The organism is uncultured Ferrovibrio sp. (assembly GCF_937960835.1).
Classification (GTDB): Bacteria; Pseudomonadota; Alphaproteobacteria; order Ferrovibrionales; family Ferrovibrionaceae; genus Ferrovibrio.
In genome coordinates this window covers 49,962-69,837 of the sequence record NZ_CALGPC010000009.1, presented here as the reverse complement: position 1 = coordinate 69,837, position 19,876 = coordinate 49,962, and the positions used below count along the sequence as shown (strand labels likewise).

Annotated in this window: 16 protein-coding genes; 8 read left to right on the top strand and 8 right to left on the bottom strand. The window is 60.6% G+C overall.

Translation table 11 applies throughout. The features are described 5' to 3' along the window. The first annotated feature begins 72 nt into the window (after positions 1-72). Positions 73-777, top strand: a complete 705-nt coding sequence (locus tag Q0603_RS08655) for a GntR family transcriptional regulator (protein WP_298724654.1) — start codon at positions 73-75, stop codon at positions 775-777. Between the two features lie 95 nt (positions 778-872). On the opposite strand, the gene Q0603_RS08650 is transcribed toward Q0603_RS08655, so the two are convergent. Then, positions 873-4,172: an adenylate/guanylate cyclase domain-containing protein gene (locus Q0603_RS08650; protein ID WP_298724652.1), complete on the bottom strand. Its 3,300-nt coding sequence runs from the start codon at positions 4,170-4,172 to the stop codon at positions 873-875. A gap of 56 nt (positions 4,173-4,228) precedes the next feature. After that, positions 4,229-4,765, bottom strand: coding sequence for a hypothetical protein (locus tag Q0603_RS08645; protein ID WP_298724650.1), 537 nt, complete (start codon positions 4,763-4,765; stop codon positions 4,229-4,231). A gap of 576 nt (positions 4,766-5,341) precedes the next feature. Here Q0603_RS08645 and dinB point away from each other — a divergent pair. Next, a complete protein-coding gene (gene dinB / locus Q0603_RS08640) occupies positions 5,342-6,460 on the top strand; it encodes a DNA polymerase IV (RefSeq protein WP_298725157.1) in 1,119 nt (372 codons plus the stop codon). A 69-nt stretch (positions 6,461-6,529) separates the two neighbouring features. On the opposite strand, the gene Q0603_RS08635 is transcribed toward dinB, so the two are convergent. The 5 genes from Q0603_RS08635 to Q0603_RS08615 all read right to left on the bottom strand — a co-directional run bounded on the left by Q0603_RS08635 (position 6,530) and on the right by Q0603_RS08615 (position 13,162). Further along, the gene (locus Q0603_RS08635) at positions 6,530-8,497 is read right to left on the bottom strand and encodes a nucleoside hydrolase-like domain-containing protein (protein WP_298724646.1); all 1,968 of its coding nucleotides are present in this window, start codon (positions 8,495-8,497) and stop codon (positions 6,530-6,532) included. A gap of 52 nt (positions 8,498-8,549) precedes the next feature. After that, positions 8,550-9,872, bottom strand: coding sequence for an HlyD family type I secretion periplasmic adaptor subunit (locus Q0603_RS08630; RefSeq protein WP_298724645.1), 1,323 nt, complete (start codon positions 9,870-9,872; stop codon positions 8,550-8,552). A 19-nt stretch (positions 9,873-9,891) separates the two neighbouring features. Continuing rightward, positions 9,892-11,550 carry a type I secretion system permease/ATPase gene (locus Q0603_RS08625; RefSeq protein WP_298724643.1) on the bottom strand — a complete coding sequence of 553 codons (1,659 nt, stop codon included), beginning with the start codon at positions 11,548-11,550 and terminating at the stop codon, positions 9,892-9,894. A 361-nt stretch (positions 11,551-11,911) separates the two neighbouring features. Continuing rightward, positions 11,912-12,658: a cyclic nucleotide-binding domain-containing protein gene (locus Q0603_RS08620; RefSeq protein ID WP_298724641.1), complete on the bottom strand. Its 747-nt coding sequence runs from the start codon at positions 12,656-12,658 to the stop codon at positions 11,912-11,914. 48 nt (positions 12,659-12,706) lie between these two features. Further along, positions 12,707-13,162, bottom strand: coding sequence for a hemerythrin domain-containing protein (locus Q0603_RS08615; protein ID WP_298724639.1), 456 nt, complete (start codon positions 13,160-13,162; stop codon positions 12,707-12,709). Between the two features lie 207 nt (positions 13,163-13,369). On the opposite strand from Q0603_RS08615, the gene Q0603_RS08610 reads away from it, so the two are divergent. Beyond that, positions 13,370-14,134 (top strand): sulfite exporter TauE/SafE family protein, encoded by a 765-nt coding sequence (locus Q0603_RS08610; RefSeq protein WP_298724637.1) that lies wholly within the window; start codon positions 13,370-13,372, stop codon positions 14,132-14,134. Here the strand turns inward: Q0603_RS08610 and Q0603_RS08605 are convergent. After that, positions 14,131-14,901 carry a DUF2189 domain-containing protein gene (locus Q0603_RS08605; RefSeq protein ID WP_298724635.1) on the bottom strand — a complete coding sequence of 257 codons (771 nt, stop codon included), beginning with the start codon at positions 14,899-14,901 and terminating at the stop codon, positions 14,131-14,133. The two genes, Q0603_RS08610 and Q0603_RS08605, sit on opposite strands and share 4 nt — an antisense overlap. 182 nt (positions 14,902-15,083) lie before the next feature. Between Q0603_RS08605 and ccoN the strand changes: the two genes are divergently transcribed. Genes ccoN through ccoG form a run of 5 tightly spaced genes read left to right on the top strand, consistent with a single transcriptional unit; the run spans position 15,084 to position 19,871 of the window. Beyond that, positions 15,084-16,559, top strand: a complete 1,476-nt coding sequence (gene ccoN / locus Q0603_RS08600) for a cytochrome-c oxidase, cbb3-type subunit I (protein ID WP_298724633.1) — start codon at positions 15,084-15,086, stop codon at positions 16,557-16,559. 10 nt (positions 16,560-16,569) lie between these two features. Beyond that, a complete protein-coding gene (ccoO, locus tag Q0603_RS08595; RefSeq protein WP_298724631.1) occupies positions 16,570-17,295 on the top strand; it encodes a cytochrome-c oxidase, cbb3-type subunit II in 726 nt (241 codons plus the stop codon). Between the two features lie 15 nt (positions 17,296-17,310). Continuing rightward, complete coding sequence (locus Q0603_RS08590; RefSeq protein WP_298724628.1) at positions 17,311-17,493, top strand: cbb3-type cytochrome c oxidase subunit 3; 183 nt, start codon at positions 17,311-17,313, stop codon at positions 17,491-17,493. 3 nt (positions 17,494-17,496) lie between these two features. Then, positions 17,497-18,357, top strand: a complete 861-nt coding sequence (ccoP, locus tag Q0603_RS08585) for a cytochrome-c oxidase, cbb3-type subunit III (protein ID WP_298724626.1) — start codon at positions 17,497-17,499, stop codon at positions 18,355-18,357. A 29-nt stretch (positions 18,358-18,386) separates the two neighbouring features. Next, a complete protein-coding gene (gene ccoG, locus Q0603_RS08580) occupies positions 18,387-19,871 on the top strand; it encodes a cytochrome c oxidase accessory protein CcoG (protein WP_366132466.1) in 1,485 nt (494 codons plus the stop codon). Positions 19,872-19,876: the final 5 nt, after the last annotated feature.

The following is a 19,876-nucleotide window of genomic DNA, read 5'->3' as shown; positions in this document are numbered from 1 at the left end:
TATTTGGGTATTTAAAATTGTACCATCCGACGTATCTGCGTCTAATGTTCGCGGCGCCGACAGGGAGGTTGTTTGGTCGATATTGTTGAAACCGGTGGCATCCTGGAGAAGCTCGACACCACCCCTTTGCATGAGCGGGTATATCAACGGCTGCGGCGTGCCATCATGGCCGGCCTTTACCCACCTGGGCAGAGCTTCAATTTCAGCCAAGTCGCGAAGGAACTCGGTACCAGCATAATGCCCGTGCGCGAGGCATTGAGCAGGCTGGAGGCAGAGCAAGCGGTCGAAATAATGCCAAAGCGGGGCGTCACGATTCCAGTTATGACGCCCGAAAAATATGCCGAATTGGGACGCATCCGCCTCAAGCTGGAAGGCATGGCTGCGGAGATGGCGGCTCAGGCGATATCCGATGCGACACTGGACCTGCTTAGTTCGATCGTCCGCGATATGGCGATTATGCACCAGCAGGCCCATCGTTGGCAGGACTATGTCCTGATGAATTACGAATTCCATTTTGCGGTATACCGGGCCGGAACTCCTCAGGTTCTGCTGCCTTTGATCGAGAGCTTGTGGCTGCAATCAGGTCCTCTTCTCAACATCTATAAAGATGTAGGCATTATGGAGAATTCACGCCGTCACGATAACATCGTTGACGCATTGGCGCGGAAAGATGCTGATGGAGCGCGGCGAGCCGTCCAAACAGACCTCATTGCGGGCTTCCATTATATTTCCAAGGCGCATGGCTGGTCGATCGACTTCAAGCTCGATCCCCCTTGATGCCTCGTAAGTGGTTGTTGGCCATCTGGGGCGTGGAAATGGATAAGATCGGCTAGCTTACCCGCGTTGGATGTAGCTCCCAGCACTGTGACGTCTTACGGTTCGGCCATGGCCAGCAGTTCATCGGCGCTGCGCTTCGCCCGCTCGCTCCAGGACGCCATTTTCAGGCGACGAAAGCCGCGCAGCGCCTGTGAGAAATGCTGATGTGCCAATGCTGGCCGTCCGGCTTGGCGTTCTAGTACAGCAAGGTCTAGGGAGCATTTTGCCACTAAGGGCGCCATGCCAAGGCGTCTGGCGCGCATGCAGGCTTCGGTGATATCCGCCCTGGCCGCGTCGATGCCGCGCGAAGTGCGTTGCGCGATCAGTCCGCGCAGGCGCAACGCGTAGCAGGCATAACCCAGCTCGTGCAAGTCGTGTGCGATCTGCAGTGCCAGCTCCGTGTATTGCATCGCTTCGGCATAGTCGCCTGCCAGCAAGCAGGCCTCGGCCAGCCGCGCATACCAGCGCGACCGACCAGCCAGAATGCCGATATCTTCCGCTGTTCTGACCGCCCGTCGCGTCAACAGCAATGCTTCCTGCTGTTCGCCGAGATAGGCGAGAAGCAGGCCTAGCTGCGATGCCACGACAGGAATCATGAATGGCAAGTCGCGTTTATCGGCTAGTGCCAGGGCTTCGGCCGTTACCTCGCGGGCCCGTTCGAATTCCCCCCGGACCAGCAGGACAAAGCCCAGTGCCGATTGCGAATAGACCTGATCGAAGGGGCGGGGGTGATCGACGCCCACATCGCCTTGCTTGACATAGTCTTCGGCGGCATCGAAGGCACCCAGTTCCGCAAGGGACAGTGCTATCCAGCGTGCGGTCATGATCCGGGGCAGGCTGGGCAGCCCAAGGCTGATCTTGCGGTCGACATTGGGCAGAATGATAAAGTTGCGTTCCAGGGCAGCGATCGATTTGCGGAAACGGCCCAGCGCATGGAAGGCCTGGCCGAGATAAATGTTCGGCGCAACTTCAAGGCTTGGATCGTTCAATTCCTGGCTGAGACGGATCGCCTCAAGGCAGAGGTCCATTGATTTTCGCGGGCTTTGGGTGAGATAGGCATGGCCGGCCATGAAACCGGTGATCTGTGCCAGCCGCGCCCGGTCGCCGAGCCTGGATGCGGCGTCGCGGACCGTGTGAAGGATTTCGCCCACTTTCTCCATATGAAGGAGCGGGACATGGGCGGCGCGAAGTTCGAGTTGCAGATCGATGGATTCCGCCAGCCGCAGGCCATCAGGATCGGCTCGAGACAAGGCCAGCGCAGCATTTTCGAAATGACGGACGGCTTCGCGATTGGCAGACAGGTAGAGGGCGCGCCGTCCAGCCGAACGGCAATACTCGACGGCCTTTTCCCATAGACCGCCGCGGAAGGCATGATGGGCAAGCTGTTCAACAGGCGGAGCATCGCCATCGCCCTTGCTGCCGGCCAGCGCGGAGAAAACCCGGGCATGCAGCTCTCGCCGCCGTCGTTTGAGCAGGCTGGCGTAGCAGACCTCCTGAAACAGCGCATGCCGGAAAGCATATATCGGCGTCGGGGGATGCGTCACCGCCCGGATGAATTCCTGCGTCTCCAAAGCCTCCAGGGCGGCCTGCAATGACTCCGGCGGCATCGCGTTGAGCGCCCCCAGGATGTCGGAGCGGAATTGTTCGCCTAGCACACTGGCAATCTGCAACAGGGTTTTAAGATCAGGCGGCAGATGATCGACGCGCTCGGCAATCAGCGCACTCACTGAATCCGGCGTATCCAATTTGCCAGGCTCACGCATAACCTCCAGAGCGCCGATCTCTCCTGTGAGCGCACCGGACTCCATCAAGGCATGGATGCTTTCATTCAGGAAAAGCGGATTGCCCTGGCTGCGCGTCAGCAACAGATTCCGCAATGTTCGGCTGGCAGATTTGGCTACCAGCCGGTCAATTAACTCATCCGTTTCTGCGGCATCCAGCCGTTCCAGCCGAAGCGTGCGATAGGTCGGCTTTCCATTCCAGGGTGCTTCGAAATCCTGCCGGAACGAAACCAGCAGCAAGATACGGTGCAACGCGATAGCATCGGCGAGATTGCCGATCAGGTTAATCGTGGCTGAGTCTGCACGCTGCACATCCTCGATCACCAGAATGAGAGGACGCCGCTCGCTTTCCCGCAGCAGCAAGGAGCGTACGGCAGAAATCGTCATGTGATTGCGTACCTCCGGATTCAGAGACAGCCAGTCCGGCGGTGGAGCGACGGTTTCCAGAAGATCGGCCAGAGGAACCTCCAGTCCCAAGGAGTCCAGGCCAAGTTCTTGTAGCCGCCGCAGAAGGGCGGGGTGCTTCTCGGGACCTGAGAGATTTGCCAACCCCAAAATGGCAGTCAGCAGGTCTCGCACTGGATGGAAAGGCACGGTTCCCGAGTAGCGTTCCAAGGCGGTACGGAAGATCGATGCTGAGTCTGCATGGAGTTCAAGAAAGGTTTCGATCAGTTTGGATTTGCCGATACCGGCTTCGCCAGCAATGCCGATGAAGCGCCCTTTGCCCAAAAGGACGGAGCGAAGAGCGCCGCCGAGATCGACGAGTTCTGAAGCACGTCCGACAAAGACGGAATCTTTCGAAGAACCAGCCGATGGCCGCTCTCGCGCACCGCAGAGCTCGAACAGCTCGATCGGCTCGTCCAGTCCCTTGATGGCGACAAAGCCGCGGGAGCGGGTCAGCATGTCGCGGTCTACCAGCTTCTGTGTTGCTGCCGTAAGCAGGGCTCTTCCGGGTTGGGCGGCATGTTGCAGGCGAGAGGCAATGTGTACGGCAACGCCTGTGGCGTCATATTCGCTGTTCAAGTCGTTGGCCGATTGTCCTACCACAACCAGCCCAGAATGCAGACCGATGCGGACATTAAGCGGCTGTATATCAGCTGACATCTGTTGCACGGCCTCAATAATGCGTAATGCAGCGTGACAGGCTGCGACGGCATGATCTTCCCGGGCTGTCGGCGCGCCGAACAGCACCATCAATCCATCGCCCAGGGTCCGTGCAACGGTACCGCCGCAGGAATGCACCGCTGCCGTCATCACACCCAGGGCTTTGGACAGAAGCTCATGCGCCTCTTCCGGGTCGGAGTCCCTGATGGTCATCAGAGAGTCGATCATGTCGACGAACAGGATCGTGACTAATTTGCGCTCGGAGGGATGCAACAGAAAGCTAAGTCCGCCGGTCGCCATGCCTGCAGCCAGGATGGCAGCGCCGCAGAAGCCGCAAAAACGTGCCTGCGGCGCGCAAATCTGGCCGCATTCCGGGCATGCCGAAGGCGCAGACTGGCCGCAGCTGCCGCAGGTTCGTGCTGCTTTCGGCATAGCGGTGCCGCATTCGGAGCAGAAGCGCGGACGATGCATTTTACGATCCCGCGTTGCGGCGCGACGATCCAGCCCAGCTTAGTGGTCGGCCATCCTCAGCAGATGGCCTCGATCAGACACGCTGCAGCAACTGCGCATTGGAACGTGACCACGGCTTTGGGAGTTCCCGATGCCCGCTCCGGCGCGTGACGGGCGATACAGCGGCGGATGTCTTCTTCGACATGCGGTCCGCTGCGCCCGATCTCTATCGATTCCAGCAGGCAGGCATGGTTTGGGGCCAATTGGCGCTCGTCCGGGCCGACCACCGTCCAGTTCGCCGTCACCAGATCCCGGCCGCCCACCACCAGGCGGGTTTCGGCGGTTAGCGAAACCGAGCCGCGGTCCGTGGCGGCGCCCTGCACCGTGCCGCAGATGTGGAAATGGCCGAAAGGCGCATAGAATGCGCCTTTCCAGCCGTCCGGGCCAGCCTGCTCGGGAGCCAAGATCGTGAGATAGAACAGCCGATGATCGGGGCGGCTGGCGGCGCCTGTAAATTGCTGAAGCGGTAACCTCGTTTGCTCCCGGCCTTCAAGCAACTTGGTCATGACCTCCAAGCCGGTGCGGCTGAGAGAATCCAAGGCGTCGAGCGACAACGGTAGGTCTTCCAGTCCGCCATGGCCAGCGGGTGGGGCGATCATGCACGACATGCGTTCTCTCCTGGATCAGCGTTAGTCCACTGCGCGCGGTGGCGGAGGCATCCGCCTGATCAGCAGATTTCCCCCAAATCACCGCGTTATTGACAAACTGACTGGACGTTGCGGGCAGGTTCTGCAGGCAGCGAGGCAGGTTAGAGAACGGTCTCTCTGCAGCAGGCAAAGCGCTTATCGTTACAGCTATCGCAATGGATCGGATGGGGGGCGGCCACCCCACAACCGCGGACGGAATAGCAGTAAATCCGATTCTGCGCTGTGACTGTTCAGTGACCGTTCTGTTGCCGTGGTTTTTGCTGGATTTCCCTGGGGGAAGTTACCTTGGCCAAATTACAGACCGTTTACTGTGTGGACTGCTTCCCCTTGACCGGCAACGAAAGTATCGATTCGCAGCCCAGCATACTTGACGGCAGACTACGGCATGCCGAACATTCTTTATGGTGATACAACTCTAAAAAAGATTGCCGAGAAACGCTCCTAAAAAACCGGGCGATGCCAGACAAGTTTGCGCTTTCAGTGATCCGCCTGGATGACATAGAGCAAGAGGAGTTGCCGCCGCCCGGCGCAGATCGGCCGCGCAAGATCATTCATGTTGACATGGATGCCTTCTACGCCTCCGTGGAGCAGCGTGATAACCCGGAGTTGCGTGGCAAGCCGGTTGCTGTGGGTGGTTCGCAGCAGCGTGGTGTGGTGGCGGCGGCCAGCTATGAGGCCAGGAAGTTTGGCGTGCGTTCCGCCATGCCCTCGATAACCGCCAAGCGGAAATGTCCCAATCTGATCTTCGTCCGGCCGCGGTTCGACGTCTATAGGGCGATCTCCCAGCGCATCCGTGAAATATTCTCCGAATACACCTCTCTCATTGAGCCATTGTCGCTCGATGAGGCCTATCTGGATGTGACGGAGAATAAGAAAGGCATCGCGTCGGCGACGCAGATCGCCGAGGAGATTCGGGCGAAGATTCGGGCAGAGACGATGCTCACGGCGTCGGCGGGCGTGTCCTACAACAAATTCCTGGCAAAGCTGGCGTCCGATCATAACAAGCCGGACGGCTTATTTGTCATCACGCCGAAAATGGGTGCTCGCTTCGTCGAGACGCTGCCGGTTGAGAAGTTTCATGGCGTCGGCCCTGCGACTGCTGCCAAGATGCGGCGGCTTGGCATCGAAACCGGCCTTGATCTGCGCGGACGATCCATGGCCTTCCTGCAGCAGCATTTCGGAAAGTCAGGGCCGTATTTCTATTGGATTGCCCGCGGCGTGGACGACCGTCCGGTGCGGCCAGACCGGATCCGCAAATCGGTCGGAGCCGAGAATACCTTCTCCACCGATCTTCACCGCCTGGAGGACGCTCAGCAGGCGCTGACACCAATCATCGAGAAGGTCTGGCGCTATTGCGAAAGTCACAACATCCGCGGGCGCACGGTAACACTTAAGGTCAAATATACGGATTTTCAGCAGATCACGCGCAGCCGGACGGGTGAAAGGCCGGTTGCAACGCTGGTCGAACTGCAACAGATCAGCCACGTTTTGCTGGACCCTTTGTTTCCCGTTACCAAAGGCATCCGCTTGTTGGGAGTTACGCTTTCCTCGCTGGAGGAAGGAGCGCCCCAGTCTCTGCCGCAGCTTAGCCTGACTCTGTAATTGATCATCAAGCAAAAAAATGGCCGCCGGAGCAATCCGACGGCCATCATGTCGTTGCCTGCCGGCCGATTAGGCGAGCAGAACGTCGAAGTGAATGAGACCAGTATCGCTGCTGCCGTCGCGGTCGGCGATGGAATACTCCACCGAATCCCGTCCGACGAAGCCAGCCTTCGGCGTGTAGATCGCCGAACCGTTCGAGGCGTTCCACGTCACGGTGCCGCCCTTGGCCGTGGTGGTTTCGATATCGGTCACATGCAGGCCGCCATCGGGGCCTTTGTCGTTCAGCAGAAGATACTTGCTGTTGAAGTAGTGCTTCTGATTGGCGGTGGTCTTGTGGACATCGTCGCCAACGCTGACCGGATTGCCCGTGCCGGCGCTGGGTGCCGGAGCGGGGGCCGGTGTCGGCTCAGGGGCAGGAGCGGGCGCCGGCGTGTTGGTGCCGGTGCCCACCTGGACGAAGATGGTCCCAACATCCTTGCTGCCATCGGCATCGCTCAGGGTGTAGTCGAACGAGTCCTTACCCTGCCAGCCCTTGGGCGGGGTATACTTCACCGTGCCATCGCTGCCCCAGGTGATGGTGGCGCCGGCCGCGCTCTTGGTCTCGACGTTGACGACCTTCAGGCCGCCATCTGCGCCCTTGTCATTCCAGGTCAGATAACGGCTGTTGAAGTACAGCGTCTTGCCGGGATCGATGCTGTAATTGTCATCAACGGCCGTCACCGGGTTGCCAGTGCCGCTGGTCGGCGGCGTGGTCGGGGCGGGCTGAGTGGGGGTAGGCGTGGAAGTGCCATTGCCCACCTGCACGAAGACCGTACCGACATCCGTGCTGCCATCGGCATCGCTCAGGATATAGTCGAATGAGTCCTTGCCCTGCCAGCCCTTGGGCGGGGTGTACTTCACCGTGCCGTCGCTGCCCCAGGTGATGGTGGCGCCAGCCGCACTCTTGGTCGGCACATTGGTCACCTTCAGGCCGCCATCGGCACCCTTGTCATTCATCATGATGTGGCGGGTGTTGAAATACAGCGCCTGGTCGACACCGGTCTTGTAGTTGTCGTCAACCGCCGTCACCGGATTCCCCTTGCCGCCGGTCTGGGGGGGCGGGTTGCTCGGCTCAGGATTGCTGGGCGCCGGCGTAGTCGAGCCACCGGACTTAGCCGCCTTGGCGTGGTCGAGGCGCGTGGCGAAATCCTTGTAGAATTCGCTCTGATACTTCTGCACCGTTTCTGCGCCGTTATAGCTGCCATTCTTCAGATTGCTGGCAGGGTTATCGGTCCAATAGTTCGGGCCATGACCAGTCTTGACGAACGAGCCGCCCCAGCTGGAAGCCGTGGGGTTGTTGTCGTCGGCCTGGTCCAGCAGATAAAGCAGCGAGGGCGTATCGCCCATCTTCAGGCCCCAGGGCATCGCCTTGTAGAAGTAGTCGCCCAACGCGCCATGCCCCTGGGCGTCACCCATCTTCCAGTTATTGGTGGCTGCGCCGCTGTCGTTGACATACATGCCGCGGAAGGTCGAGTTGTTCTCGATCCACCACAGATCCTTGAAGTTGTTGTAGACATAGTCGCGCGCAGCGGGATCCTGCTGGGTGTTCCAGGAACCGATGCTGTAAAGCTTGATCTTGCTGGCGATCGACGGATCGTCATGCAGTGCCTGAGCGACGTCAGTCATTGAACCCCAAGCAAGAACCCAAAGTGGTTCCGACGAGGCCTTGGCTGCGGCAATGATCGCCTTCGACCCTTCGGTGGGCGTGGACCAGCCTTGCGACGGCGCAACCGAGATGCTGCCCTGCTTGACGATGGACTTCAGATAGTCCGGCGTCGGATATTCGGAAGACCACGTCTTCAGCTTCGAATAGTCCTGGGCATAGGCGTCGATCACCTTATTGATGTCCGAGGCGCGACCGCCATGTTTGCTCGGCGTGGAAACCAGGCCCACCAAGTTGACCTTGTCACTATACAGGAGGGCGTGAACCATCGACTGGATATCGTCCGGATCCGCACCGCCAATGTCGGTCGAAATCAATACGCGTGGCTTAGCCATAATAAGGTCCTTCTTAGCTCTAGGTGAACGGATAACGTGCGTAAGGTGCTGCTCAGCTCTCCCGCATGCTGCGGCGGAGAGAGTCCAGGAACGGCTGCGTCAGGTAGGACAGCGCGGTCCGATGGCCGGTCATCACCATCGCTTCTGCGGGCATGCCAGGCGTGAGTTCGACATCCGGCGCGACCTTGGCCAGATGTTCGCGATCCACCTCGATGCGGACGAGGTAGTAGGGTGTCGAGGTCTTCTCATCGACGATCCGGTCAGCCGATACGCTGCGGACACGGCCTTCCAGACGAGGCAGGTTCCGCTGCTTGTAGGCTGACAGAACCACCTGCGCCGGCAGGCCTTCACGCACGACGTCAATGTCGGTGGGCGCGATGCGCGCATCGATCAGCAGGTCTTCATCGCGCGGAACGATGTCCAGGATGGGCTGGCCCGATCCGACGACGCCGCCGACCGTATGAGCCTTCAGCTGCACGACAGTGCCGGCAATCGGTGCGGTGATGACAACGCGGCGCAGCACGTCGGCCGCAGCAACAAGGCGGTCCCGCGCAGCCGCCAATTCGCCGGTCACCTCGGCCAGACGTGTGCCGATCTCTTCCTGGCGCTCGGCATCCAGGGTCGTGATCTGCTGCTCGGCTTCGCCGATCGCCTGCAGGGCGCGGGCGATGGCTGCTTCGTTCGCGGCGCGGAGGCCAGCGATTTCCGCCTGGCTGCGCTGCAGGGCCAGCAGGCGAGGTTTGCGCTCCAGTCCCTTGTTAAGCAGATGGGTCACGCCCTTTACCTCTTCGGCGATCAGCGTGAGCTGGCGCGACTGGCTGGTGACCTGAGCCCGCAAGCCGGCAATTTCCTCATTAATCTGAGCGATCTTCTGCAGCAGCAGGGTGCGCTTGTGCGCCAGCGCATCCTGACGCTGCTGCATCAACTGGCGCTGGGCAACCAGGATGGCGGCAACGGCGGGATCGGCTGCATCGTTAAGCAGCTCCTCGGCAAAGCGCGGCTCGGTCTCGCCATCCCGCTCCGCCAGCAGCCGCCCCTCAATGGCCAGAAGCTGGCGATATTGCCCAAGCGCGACGTCATGTGCAGAACGGGCCGCCTTGTCTTCCAGAATCACAAGCGGGTCTCCCGCTTCCACGCGGCTGCCATCCTGTACCAGGAGCTTTTCGACGATGCCGCCTTCAAGATGCTGGATCGTACGGCGATTGCCGTCAGGACTGACGACACCCGGGCCGAGCGCTGCGCTGGATAATGGCGCCATGGCCGACCAGGCACCCAATCCGCCGAAGAAGGCCATGCAGATTGCAAAGCCGGTGATGAGGGGACGGCGGAGCGTTTGACGCAGCTCGGGCGTCCCGACCGTAAAGATCTGGGTCATGTCGTGTCTCCAGAAGGATTTAAGCGCTGCGGGCGGCGGCAGAACGTGCCGGGAATGGCTGGCCAGTCAGGCGCGGCCAAATATCGTCGATTGGGCCGAAGGCCTGAGCCATTCCGTCGCGCAGGAACAACAGCAAGTCGGAATGTTCCAGCATGCTTGGCCGATGGCTGACGATAATCGTCGTGCAGCCCTTTTGCCGGGCGGTGGCCAAGGCGGCCAGCAATGCTGCTTCGCCCTCGGCGTCAAGGCTGGAATTCGGCTCATCGAGAACCAGAAGCTTCGGGTTGCCATAGAGTGCGCGGGCAAGCCCGATACGCTGGCGCTGTCCACCAGAGAGCTGAACGCCGGTGCTGTCGATCCTAGTTTCGTAGCCTTGCGGCAGACGCAGAATCATCTCGTGAATGTTGGCTTGCCGCGCGGCGGCGACGATCAAGGCGGGATCGCCCTTGCTCATCCGTGCGATATTCTCCGCCACGGTGCCTGCGAACAGCGTAACGTCCTGCGGCAGGTAGCCGATATGCGGGCCGATCTGGGTGCGATCCCAGTCATTGATGTCGGCGTGATCCAGCCGCACATGGCCTGCATTCGGCGACAAGGCGCCGACCAGCAGACGGCAAAGAGTGCTCTTACCCGCAGCCGACGGCCCGATGACGCCAAGCGATTGTCCCGGCTCCAGCTCGAAAGAGACGTGGCGCAGCACGGGCTTGTCGCCATTAGGCGGAAGATAGGTGACACCTTCCACCGACAGCGCACCCTTCGGTGCGGGCAGCGGCATGCTTTCCGCCTTGGCGGGAAAGCGCTCGAGCAGAGCGATCACGCGGTGCCAGGCTTCACGCACCGAGATGAACTGCTTCCAGCTACCCAGCAGCTGGTCGACCGGCGCCAAGGCGCGGCCGAGCAGGATGGAGCCGGCGATCATTCCGCCGGAGGTCAATTCACCCTTGACGACCAGCCACGCGCCCAAGCCCAGGATGGCGGTCTGCACGAAAAGACGGATCGCCTTGGTCAGGCCATGGAGGCGAAGTACGCGATCGGTCGCGTTCTGCTGCGCCTGCAGGGCTGTCTCATGCGTTGTTCGCCAGCGGCCGAGCAAAGCCGGCAGCAAACCCATGGCCTGGACAAGCTCGCCCTGGCGGATGGTGGCGTCGGCGGCGGTGTAGGCCTGCATCTGATGACCTTCACCCTTGCTGACATGATGCCGCGTCAGGGCTTCACCAGCGGCCATGACACCGAGCAACACGATGGCCGTCGCGGTGGCAAAAGCACCAAGCCAGGGATGCATGAACCACAGAACGGCGAGAAAGACGGGAGCCCAGGGGGCGTCGAAGAGGGGGGCCATCGCCGGGCCGGAGAGAAAAGCGCGAAGCTGCGCGACATCGCGCAGCGGCTGCGAACCAGTCGGCTGACCGGCCAGACCGGCGTTAAGGCCGGCAACAATGAGGCGCTCGGACAAAGCCCGGTCAACCCAGGCGCCCAGGCGGGACAGCAGATTGCTGCGCACGGTTTCCAGCGCGCCGTAGGTGAGATAGGCGAGTGCGGCCAGAAGAGTAAGCCAGGCGAGCGTGTCTAGACTGCCGCTCGTCACAACCCGATCGAAGACCTGCATCATGTAAATCGGCGAGGTCAGAACCAGCAGATTGATCGCCAGGCTGAACAGGATCGCGACAATAAAGGCCACGCGAAAAGGACCAGCTACGGTGCGCAGGAATGATAGGGAAGAAGATTTTTGAAATGTTGATTTCATCGACAATGCCTCCTTCGGTGAAGCGGAGACATCACTTTTCAGTCGATGAAGTAACCCAAATTTCCGGAACGTTATTGGATTGTAACCAGTGGGCGGCGGAGGTTATTGGTTGTTTACGCCGATGGACACTCGACATCACAAGTATGTCTTGTTTATGCCCCGCCTTTGTCACGAGCATTTAAATTGAGGCAGGCGGTTGGACTTTGTTGAGGCGAATCAGATCGGACGCTTCAGATCAAACAATATCCAATACTGCATCCAATACTGCCGCGAATGACCGCAAGAAAAACGGCAATCAATCGCTCGCATCAGCCAGCGCAGAGAGAGCTTCCGGTGCATTTATGCAGACGCGATCGGCGCTAAGCAGGCTGATGACATTCGACTTCCGGAGCTTGGTGAAGCAGCGGCTCACCGTTTCGATGGTCAGTCCGAGATAATCGCCGACTTCGGCCCTGGTCATTGGCAAAATCAGTGGATTGGCGACGCCGCCCCGGGCCTTCGCCCGCTCAATCTGCATCAGCAGAAAAGTCGAGATGCGCTCCATCGCTGTCTTGCGGCCGAGCAGCAGGATCTGATCTTGCGCAGCTTCCAGCTCCGTCGTGGCAACGGTCAGCAACCGATGCTCAAGCGGAGGGATGCGGGCGAGCAGTTCGTGGAAGGCGCGACGCGGAAACCGGCACACATGCACATCGGTCAAAGTCTCCGCACTGACGGAATGAGAAGCGCGTGCGTTGAAGCCGAGGAAGTCGCCCGGCCCGAGGAAGCCGGTGATCTGACGGCGGCCGTCAGCCATGGATTTCGACAAGGCCACGCTGCCCGATGTGATGTTATAGACGAAGGCTGCTTCATCGCCTTCGTGGAATATGATTTGCCGTGGCTTGAAGACCAGCTCAGTCGCGACTGCAGCTACCTCTGCCTGCTCCTGCGGATTGAGCGAGGCGCAGATGGTGAGGCTTCGCGCAGTGCAGTTGACGCAGGTATCAGGAATGGACGGCGACTGTGGACGAGAAGGCAAAGAAACGAAGTTATGCACGCTTCCCATGGAAAGCATCCTTCTGATTTCTGCCGCGGCGCAACGGTCGCGACGACATCAGCTTACGGAGCGTTGACGCTTTCGCATAGCCTGCATCCACTGCGACAAATCGTCCGAGGTCAAGCGGTCCCGAGCGATCGGGAAGATGATGGCGTCTTCCCAGGCGAGGTGCCGGCGCTGCCTTTCGGCGAAGGCGCGCAGGCTGGCGAATGTGGCCGGGGCTTCGTCACTGCCAAGCCCGGTTGCAAGTTCCTCGCATTTGCCGGCGAGTACAACGGCCTCCTGGCGGTCGCGCCGGTGTTCATCCTGCATCTGACGGATTGCGTCATCGAGATCGTCGCCGATCAGCAGACGGGGGCGCAGCCGGGCAAGAAGCCCTTCTTCTTCCTCGATGATGATCCCGTGGTAATCGGTTCTGAGGAAGGCGGCTATTCCCGCTGCCGCATCGCGGATGACGACCTTTCCTGCGTTGGGCAGTGCATCCATCGCCGCGCAGACGAGCAGCAGACCCATTCTGCGGGCGGCAAGGACATCCAGTGGCGAGCTGTCGCAGTTCCGGCCTTCCAATGCTGCGCAAAGACGCAGCAGCGCAGGCGATACGGCCTGTCGTAACTCGATGATGGTGGCCTTACTGTCCATGCATGCACGCTATGCCTGACAGTCGATTCCGACATTGATCAAGATCAACAGCTTGCAGGGGTTATGTGTTAGGTTAGCGCCATGGATTGGCATTCATTTCTGACCGCCTGCGCGGCACTGGCCCAGGGCGATACCGCGGGCATTTTGGCGGCCTACGGCCAACCCGTGGCGTTGTTCCTGCTGGGGCTGGTCGGCGGCGTGACGCATTGCGCCGGCATGTGCGGGCCGTTTGTCATGGCCCAGGTTGGCAGCCGTCTGGCCGCGACGCCGCTTGAGCGCGCCACGCGTCTCGTCAGGCTGCGGGGCGCTGCGCTGCTGCCTTATCATCTTGGCCGGATGACCACCTATGCCGCGCTAGGCGGCGTTGCCGCTGCAGCGCTCAGCGGTGTTGAGTCGATACTCATTGCCGGCCGGGTGCCGGCAATCGCCATGAGCCTCGTCGCGGTCGTCTTCGCGGGTTTCGCATTGTTTCAGTTGATGCCGCGGCAGGCCCTGGCTAGTGGTTTTGGCGCCATCTCGTCCAGCTGGCAGCGACTGCTCGCGCCGTTTTTCCGGCAGCCGACAGGGCTGTCAGGATATATCCTCGGGCTTGGCCTGGGTTTCCTGCCCTGCGGCTTGATCTACACGGCCTTGCTGATCGTCGGCACCAGCGGCGATTGGCGTCAGGGCGCGTTTGGGATGGCGGCTTTCGCATTGGGAACCATGCCAGCGTTGTTCGCCGTCGGCGGTCTCGGCGCAACGTTGGGGCAGGCATTACGGCCTCAATCGCTGCGCCGCTGGCTGGTTGCGGTGCTGCTCTTCAATGCCGCCATCGCCGGTTTCATGGCCTGGCGCTGGCTGGGTTAGCGGACCAGATCCCGATAGGCGTGCCAGCTGGCATGCGCAACGAGCGGGAACAGCACCCCAAGCCCGACAAAGAACGTCACTAGCCCCACCGCCGTGCACAGTACGATCAAGCCGGCCCAGAGCGCCATGGCCCGCGGGTTCTGCTGCACGCTGCGCACGCTGGTGATGATGGCCGAAATGACATCGACATCGCGGTCCAGCAGCATCGGCAGCGACACGGCAGACACTGCGAAGACCAGCACGGCGAATGCGCCCCCCAGCAGAGTGCCGATCACTAAGAAGGGCAGGTTCTGCGCCTCCAGCAGGTAAAAGGGCATTGCCTCCAGCGGCGGCGTCCCGCCGTGGAAATACAGGGCGAACCACAAGAGGGCGACACGGGTCCAGGCGAAGTGCAGCAACAGCAGGACGACCCCGAAGGCGGCGATCTGCACCGGCCGCCGCCAGGCTGTCAGGGCGGTCAGCAGGCCGGTTGGCTCACGCTGCTCCAGGCGGCGGCTGGTATCGTATAGACCGACCGCGATCAGGGGCGCGATCAGGAAGAAGCCGGCCGCCATGGGAAGAACGAGGTAGGGCAGGTCAGCCTGCCACAGCCCCAGCACAAGAAGATAACTTACGAGCACCAAACCCGCCCCGTAGACGAGACTGATTACCGGTGCGTTCATCATGTCGCGCCAGCCAAGCGCCAGCCAATGCCAGGGCCGGTCATGCGCGATGTGACGGACGTAATGCGGGTGATTCGCCGAAGCCGGCGGACTGATGCTGACCACTATGTTCCCTCCCCACGGCTGTTCTGCCGCTCTGCGTCATTGCGCCGCAGATCATAACCGATTCTGCATGGGTAGCGGCAGGGGCAATTGACATGGGTCAATGCCGAAAACGGGGGGGCTGGGTAAGTATCACGGCGCCGGATGGCGGTTTTCCGCCGATCCCGTCGCAATAAGAGGATTGCATGACCGCCTTAACAGCCGCTGCCCCAACACGGGTGTCAGAACCTTATGTCGAAGACGTCGTCCGGGCCTTTGTGATCGCTACCGCCTTCTGGGGCGTGGCGGCATTCGCGGCCGGCGTTTTCATCGCCCTGCAGCTCGCATTCCCGCAGCTCAATTTCGGGTTGGAATGGACCACCTTCGGCCGGTTGCGGCCGTTGCACACATCTGCTGCGATCTTCGCCTTCGGCGGTAACGCGCTGCTCGGCTCATCGATCTACGTGGTGCAGCGCACCTGCCGCGCACGCCTGTTCGGCGGTGCCGCAGTTGGCTGGTTTTTGTTCTTCGGCTACCAGCTGTTCATCCTGCTGGCGGCGCTGGGCTACATCTTCGGCATCACCCAGAGCAAGGAATATGCTGAGCCGGAGTGGTTCGTCGATCTGTGGCTGACGCTGGTGTGGGTTGTCTACCTGATCGCTTTCGTCGGCACGCTGTTCAAGCGCGAGGAGCCGCATATCTATGTGGCAAACTGGTTCTACCTCGCCTTCATCATCACCATCGCGATGCTGCACATCGTCAACAATCTGGCGGTGCCGGTTTCGCTGTTCAGCAGCAAGAGCTATTCGCTCTTCCCGGGCGTGCAGGATGCACTGATCCAGTGGTGGTACGGTCACAACGCGGTCGGCTTCTTCCTGACCGCCGGCTTCCTGGCGATGATGTACTACTTCATCCCTAAGCAGGCTGATCGCCCGGTCTATTCCTACCGTCTGTCGATCGTGCACTTCTGGTCGCTGATCTTCCTCTACATCTGGGCCGGTCCGCACCATCTGCACTACACGGCGCTGCCTGACTGGGCTTCCACGCTTGGCATGGTCTTCTCGATCATGCTGTGGATGCCGTCCTGGGGCGGCATGATCAATGGCCTGATGACGTTGTCCGGCGCCTGGGACAAGCTGCGCACCGATCCGGCTCTGCGCTTCTCGGTGACCGCGGTTGCCTTCTACGGCATGTCCACCTTCGAAGGTCCGGTGATGTCGATCCGTCAGGTCAATGCCCTGAGCCATTACACTGACTGGACCATCGGTCACGTGCATTCTGGCGCGCTGGGCTGGAATGCCCTGGTGACCTTCGGCATGCTGTATTACATCTTCCCGGTCCTGTGGAAGCGCGAGCGCCTCTACTCGATCAAGCTGGTGTCCTACCACTTCTGGATCGCCACTATCGGCATCCTTCTCTACATCACCGCGATGTGGGTGTCGGGCATCATGCAGGGCTTGATGTGGCGCGCCTACGACAATCTCGGCTTCCTGCAGTACTCGTTCGTCGAGACCGTGCAGGCGATGTATCCCTTCTATCTGATCCGCGCCCTCGGCGGCACCCTGTTCCTCATCGGTGCTCTGCTGATGGTCTACAACCTGTGGCGCACCGCCCGTGGCGACATCCGCGAGGAGTCGCCCATCGGCGGCCGTGTCGGATTGCAGGCCGCCGCCGCCAAGTGAGAGAAACGCCATGTTTATCAAGCATTCGACTATCGAACGTAACGTTATCCTCCTGGCGGTCTTGACCCTGATCACGGTGGTGATCGGCGGCTTGGTTGAGATCGTGCCTCTGTTCACGATCGAAACCACCATCGAGAAGGTCCAGGGCATGCGGCCTTACTCTCCGCTCGAGCTCGCGGGCCGCAACATCTACATCCGCGAGGGATGCTATGTCTGCCACAGCCAGCAGATCCGTCCTCTGCGCGATGAGGTGGAGCGCTACGGCCACTACAGCCTTGCGGCTGAGAGCATGTATGACCATCCGTTCCAGTGGGGCTCCAAGCGCACGGGGCCGGATCTGGCTCGCGTCGGTGGGAAATACTCCAACGAGTGGCATGCGGCGCACTTGATCGATCCGCGGTCGGTGGTGCCGGAGTCGATCATGCCGAGCTATCCCTTCCTGGCGGAGCGCACTCTCAGCTATCGCGACATCAGCGATCACCTGAAGGCTCTGCGGACGGTCGGCGTGCCCTATAGTGACGAGATGATCGCCCAGGCCGTCGCCGATCTGGAGGCCCAGGCTACTGTCGATGCCGATACGGATGGTGTGCTGGCACGTTATCCGAAGGCCGCGGTGGGCGACTTCGACGGCGATCCTGCGCGGATCACCGAGCTGGATGCGCTCATTGCCTATCTGCAGATGCTCGGGCGTCTTGTCGAGTTCGACAAGACCCAGCCCGGCAGCCTGCGGCAGTAACGGGGAGGGGACATCATGATCTCCCTGATCGAACATTATCCTTGGGTGAAGTCTCTCTGGACTTTGTGGTTCTTCCTGCTCTTCGTCTGCATCGTTACCTGGGTGATGTGGCCGTCGCGGCGCGAGGAATGGCGCGAACTTGGGAGAATTCCGTTGCAAGACCACGGCGAACGCCGTCCCCGCTCGAAGAGGAACTGAGCGATGCCAAGTAAGATTGAAAAAGACGCCATCAGCGGCGAACACACCACGGGTCATGAGTGGGACGGCATCAAGGAGCTGAACACCCCTCTGCCGAAATGGTGGCTCTACGTCTTCTACGCCACCATCATCTTCTCGATCGTCTGGATGATCCTGTATCCGTCGGTGCCAAGCCTGAGCACCTATTTTGGCGGTACGTTGGGCTACAGCCAGCGCGCGGAAGTGGAGGCGAATCTGCAGAAGGCTGCTGCAGCCCAGGCCAGCTTCCGCGACCGCATCCGCAGCCTCGATATCACTGAGATGAAGGCTGATCCCGAGCTGAACCGCTTCGCACTCGCCGGCGGCCGCGTGCTGTTTGCCGAGAATTGCGCTGGCTGCCATCAGTCTGGTGGCGTGGGCGCCAAGGGATATCCGAACCTTGCCGATGACGATTGGCTGTGGGGCGGCTCGCTCGAAGCGATCGAGTACACGATCCGTCACGGCGTCCGCTCAACTTCCGACGAAACTCGGACGTCGCAGATGCCGCGCTTCCTGGCCGACGGCATGCTGACCGCGCCGCAGATCAATGCGGTTGCCGATCATGTCCTGTCGCTGTCCGGCTTGGCGAAGCCCAATGCCGAAGGCGCGGCGATCTTTGCCGAGCAGTGCGCGTCGTGCCATGGCGAGAAAGGCGAAGGTAATCGCGATCTTGGAGCGCCGAACCTGGCGGACAAGATTTGGCTCTATGGCAGCGACCGGGCCTCAGTGGTGCAAACCATCTCTTACTCCAGAAACGGCGTCATGCCGACCTGGAGCGGACGGCTCGATGACGCCACCATCAAGATGCTTGCGTTGTATGTCCATGCGTTAGGTGGCGGCGAGTAGACGCCGCAAAGGGGTGGGTGGTGGACGGCATGAATCAATTGGTGCCAAGTAAGAAGGTCCAAAGCGACATCGCCTCGGGTCAGCCCGAGGCGATGATCGGCGTTTTTGGGTCTTCGCTTTATGCCGACCGCGTGAAGGTCTACCCGCGAGCAGTATCGGGCCATTTTCGTACAATCAAATGGGCCGTGCTCATTGCCTGTCTGGCGATCTATTACATCACCCCATGGCTGCGCTGGGATCGTGGTCCGAATGCGCCTGACCAGGCGCTGCTGCTCGATATGGTCGGCCGCCGTGGTTACTTTTTCTGGATCGAGATCTGGCCTCAGGAAGTCTATTACATTACCGGATTATTGATCCTGGGCGCGATTGCCTTGTTTTTGGCCACCGCGCTGTTCGGCCGCGTCTGGTGCGGTTACGCCTGCCCGCAGACGGTCTGGACTGATCTGTTCATGCTGGTGGAGCGTTGGATCGAGGGCGACCGCAACGCGCGCATGCGCCTCGACCAGAAGCCGATGTCTTTCGACAAGCTGTGGCGCAAGATCGCCAAGCATTGCGCATGGCTGCTGATCGCCGCGGCGACGGGCGGCGCCTGGATCATGTATTTCCAGGATGCCCCGACCGTGACCCGTGAGATTTTCACCGGCGAGGCATCCGGCGGCACTTATTTCTTCTTTGGTTTGTTTACGGCCACCACCTACACCTTGGCCGGCTGGGCTCGCGAGCAGGTCTGCACCTATATGTGCCCGTGGCCCCGTATTCAGTCGGCCATGCTCGATGAGCATACGCTGAATGTAACCTATCAGGCGTGGCGTGGAGAAAAGCGCGGCAAGCATAAGGCGGGCGAATCCTGGGAAGGCCGGGGCGATTGCGTCGACTGCCGTGCCTGCGTGAATGTCTGTCCGACCGGAATCGATATTCGTGACGGCTGGCAGATGGAATGCATCGGTTGTGGCCTGTGCATCGATGCCTGCGATGAAATCATGTCGAAGGTCGGTCGACCGCAGAGGCTGATCGATTTCGTGTCTTTGGCGAATCTCGATCGCCGCGCCAAGAAGCAGCCATCGATACTCAAGCTGGTGCGGACCCGTACGATGATCTACGCCACGCTGCTGGTCGTGGTGGCGGCGATCATGATCGCCGCCCTGACCTTGCGCCATTCCTTCGAGCTCAACGTGCTGCATGATCGCAGCCCGCTCTATGTCACCCTTTCGGATGGCAGCCTGCGCAACGGCTATACGGTAAAGGTTCTGAACAAGACGCGCGAACCGGCCTTTCTGAAGCTTGTCGTCGATGGCCTGCCTGGCGCGGAAATGTTCCTCGCAGGTACCGCGGAAGAGGCGGCGAGCAGCCTGAATCTTCCCGTTGATGCCGATACAGTGGCGGAATTCCGCCTTTTTCTGAAGGCCTCTCGGAATAGCCTCAAGGCGGGCGTCACCCCGATAGATTTGCGATTAATCAATGCGGATGGCCGGGTCGTGGCGCAATATCGTGCTCAGTTTAACGGTCCGAATTGAGGCTT

What these genes read in the sequence shown, in the direction of transcription:
- Q0603_RS08650 (WP_298724652.1), bottom strand. Translation starts at nt 4,172, where the DNA reads ATGCATCGTCCGCGCTTCTGCTCCGAATGCGGCACCGCTATGCCGAAA.
- Q0603_RS08635 (WP_298724646.1), bottom strand. Translation starts at nt 8,497, where the DNA reads ATGGCTAAGCCACGCGTATTGATTTCGACCGACATTGGCGGTGCGGAT.
- Q0603_RS08630 (WP_298724645.1), bottom strand. Translation starts at nt 9,872, where the DNA reads ATGACCCAGATCTTTACGGTCGGGACGCCCGAGCTGCGTCAAACGCTC.
- Q0603_RS08620 (WP_298724641.1), bottom strand. Translation starts at nt 12,658, where the DNA reads ATGGGAAGCGTGCATAACTTCGTTTCTTTGCCTTCTCGTCCACAGTCG.
- Q0603_RS08615 (WP_298724639.1), bottom strand. Translation starts at nt 13,162, where the DNA reads ATGGGTCTGCTGCTCGTCTGCGCGGCGATGGATGCACTGCCCAACGCA.
- Q0603_RS08610 (WP_298724637.1), top strand. Translation starts at nt 13,370, where the DNA reads ATGGATTGGCATTCATTTCTGACCGCCTGCGCGGCACTGGCCCAGGGC.
- ccoN (WP_298724633.1), top strand. Translation starts at nt 15,084, where the DNA reads ATGACCGCCTTAACAGCCGCTGCCCCAACACGGGTGTCAGAACCTTAT.
- ccoO (WP_298724631.1), top strand. Translation starts at nt 16,570, where the DNA reads ATGTTTATCAAGCATTCGACTATCGAACGTAACGTTATCCTCCTGGCG.
- Q0603_RS08590 (WP_298724628.1), top strand. Translation starts at nt 17,311, where the DNA reads ATGATCTCCCTGATCGAACATTATCCTTGGGTGAAGTCTCTCTGGACT.
- ccoP (WP_298724626.1), top strand. Translation starts at nt 17,497, where the DNA reads ATGCCAAGTAAGATTGAAAAAGACGCCATCAGCGGCGAACACACCACG.
- ccoG (WP_366132466.1), top strand. Translation starts at nt 18,387, where the DNA reads ATGAATCAATTGGTGCCAAGTAAGAAGGTCCAAAGCGACATCGCCTCG.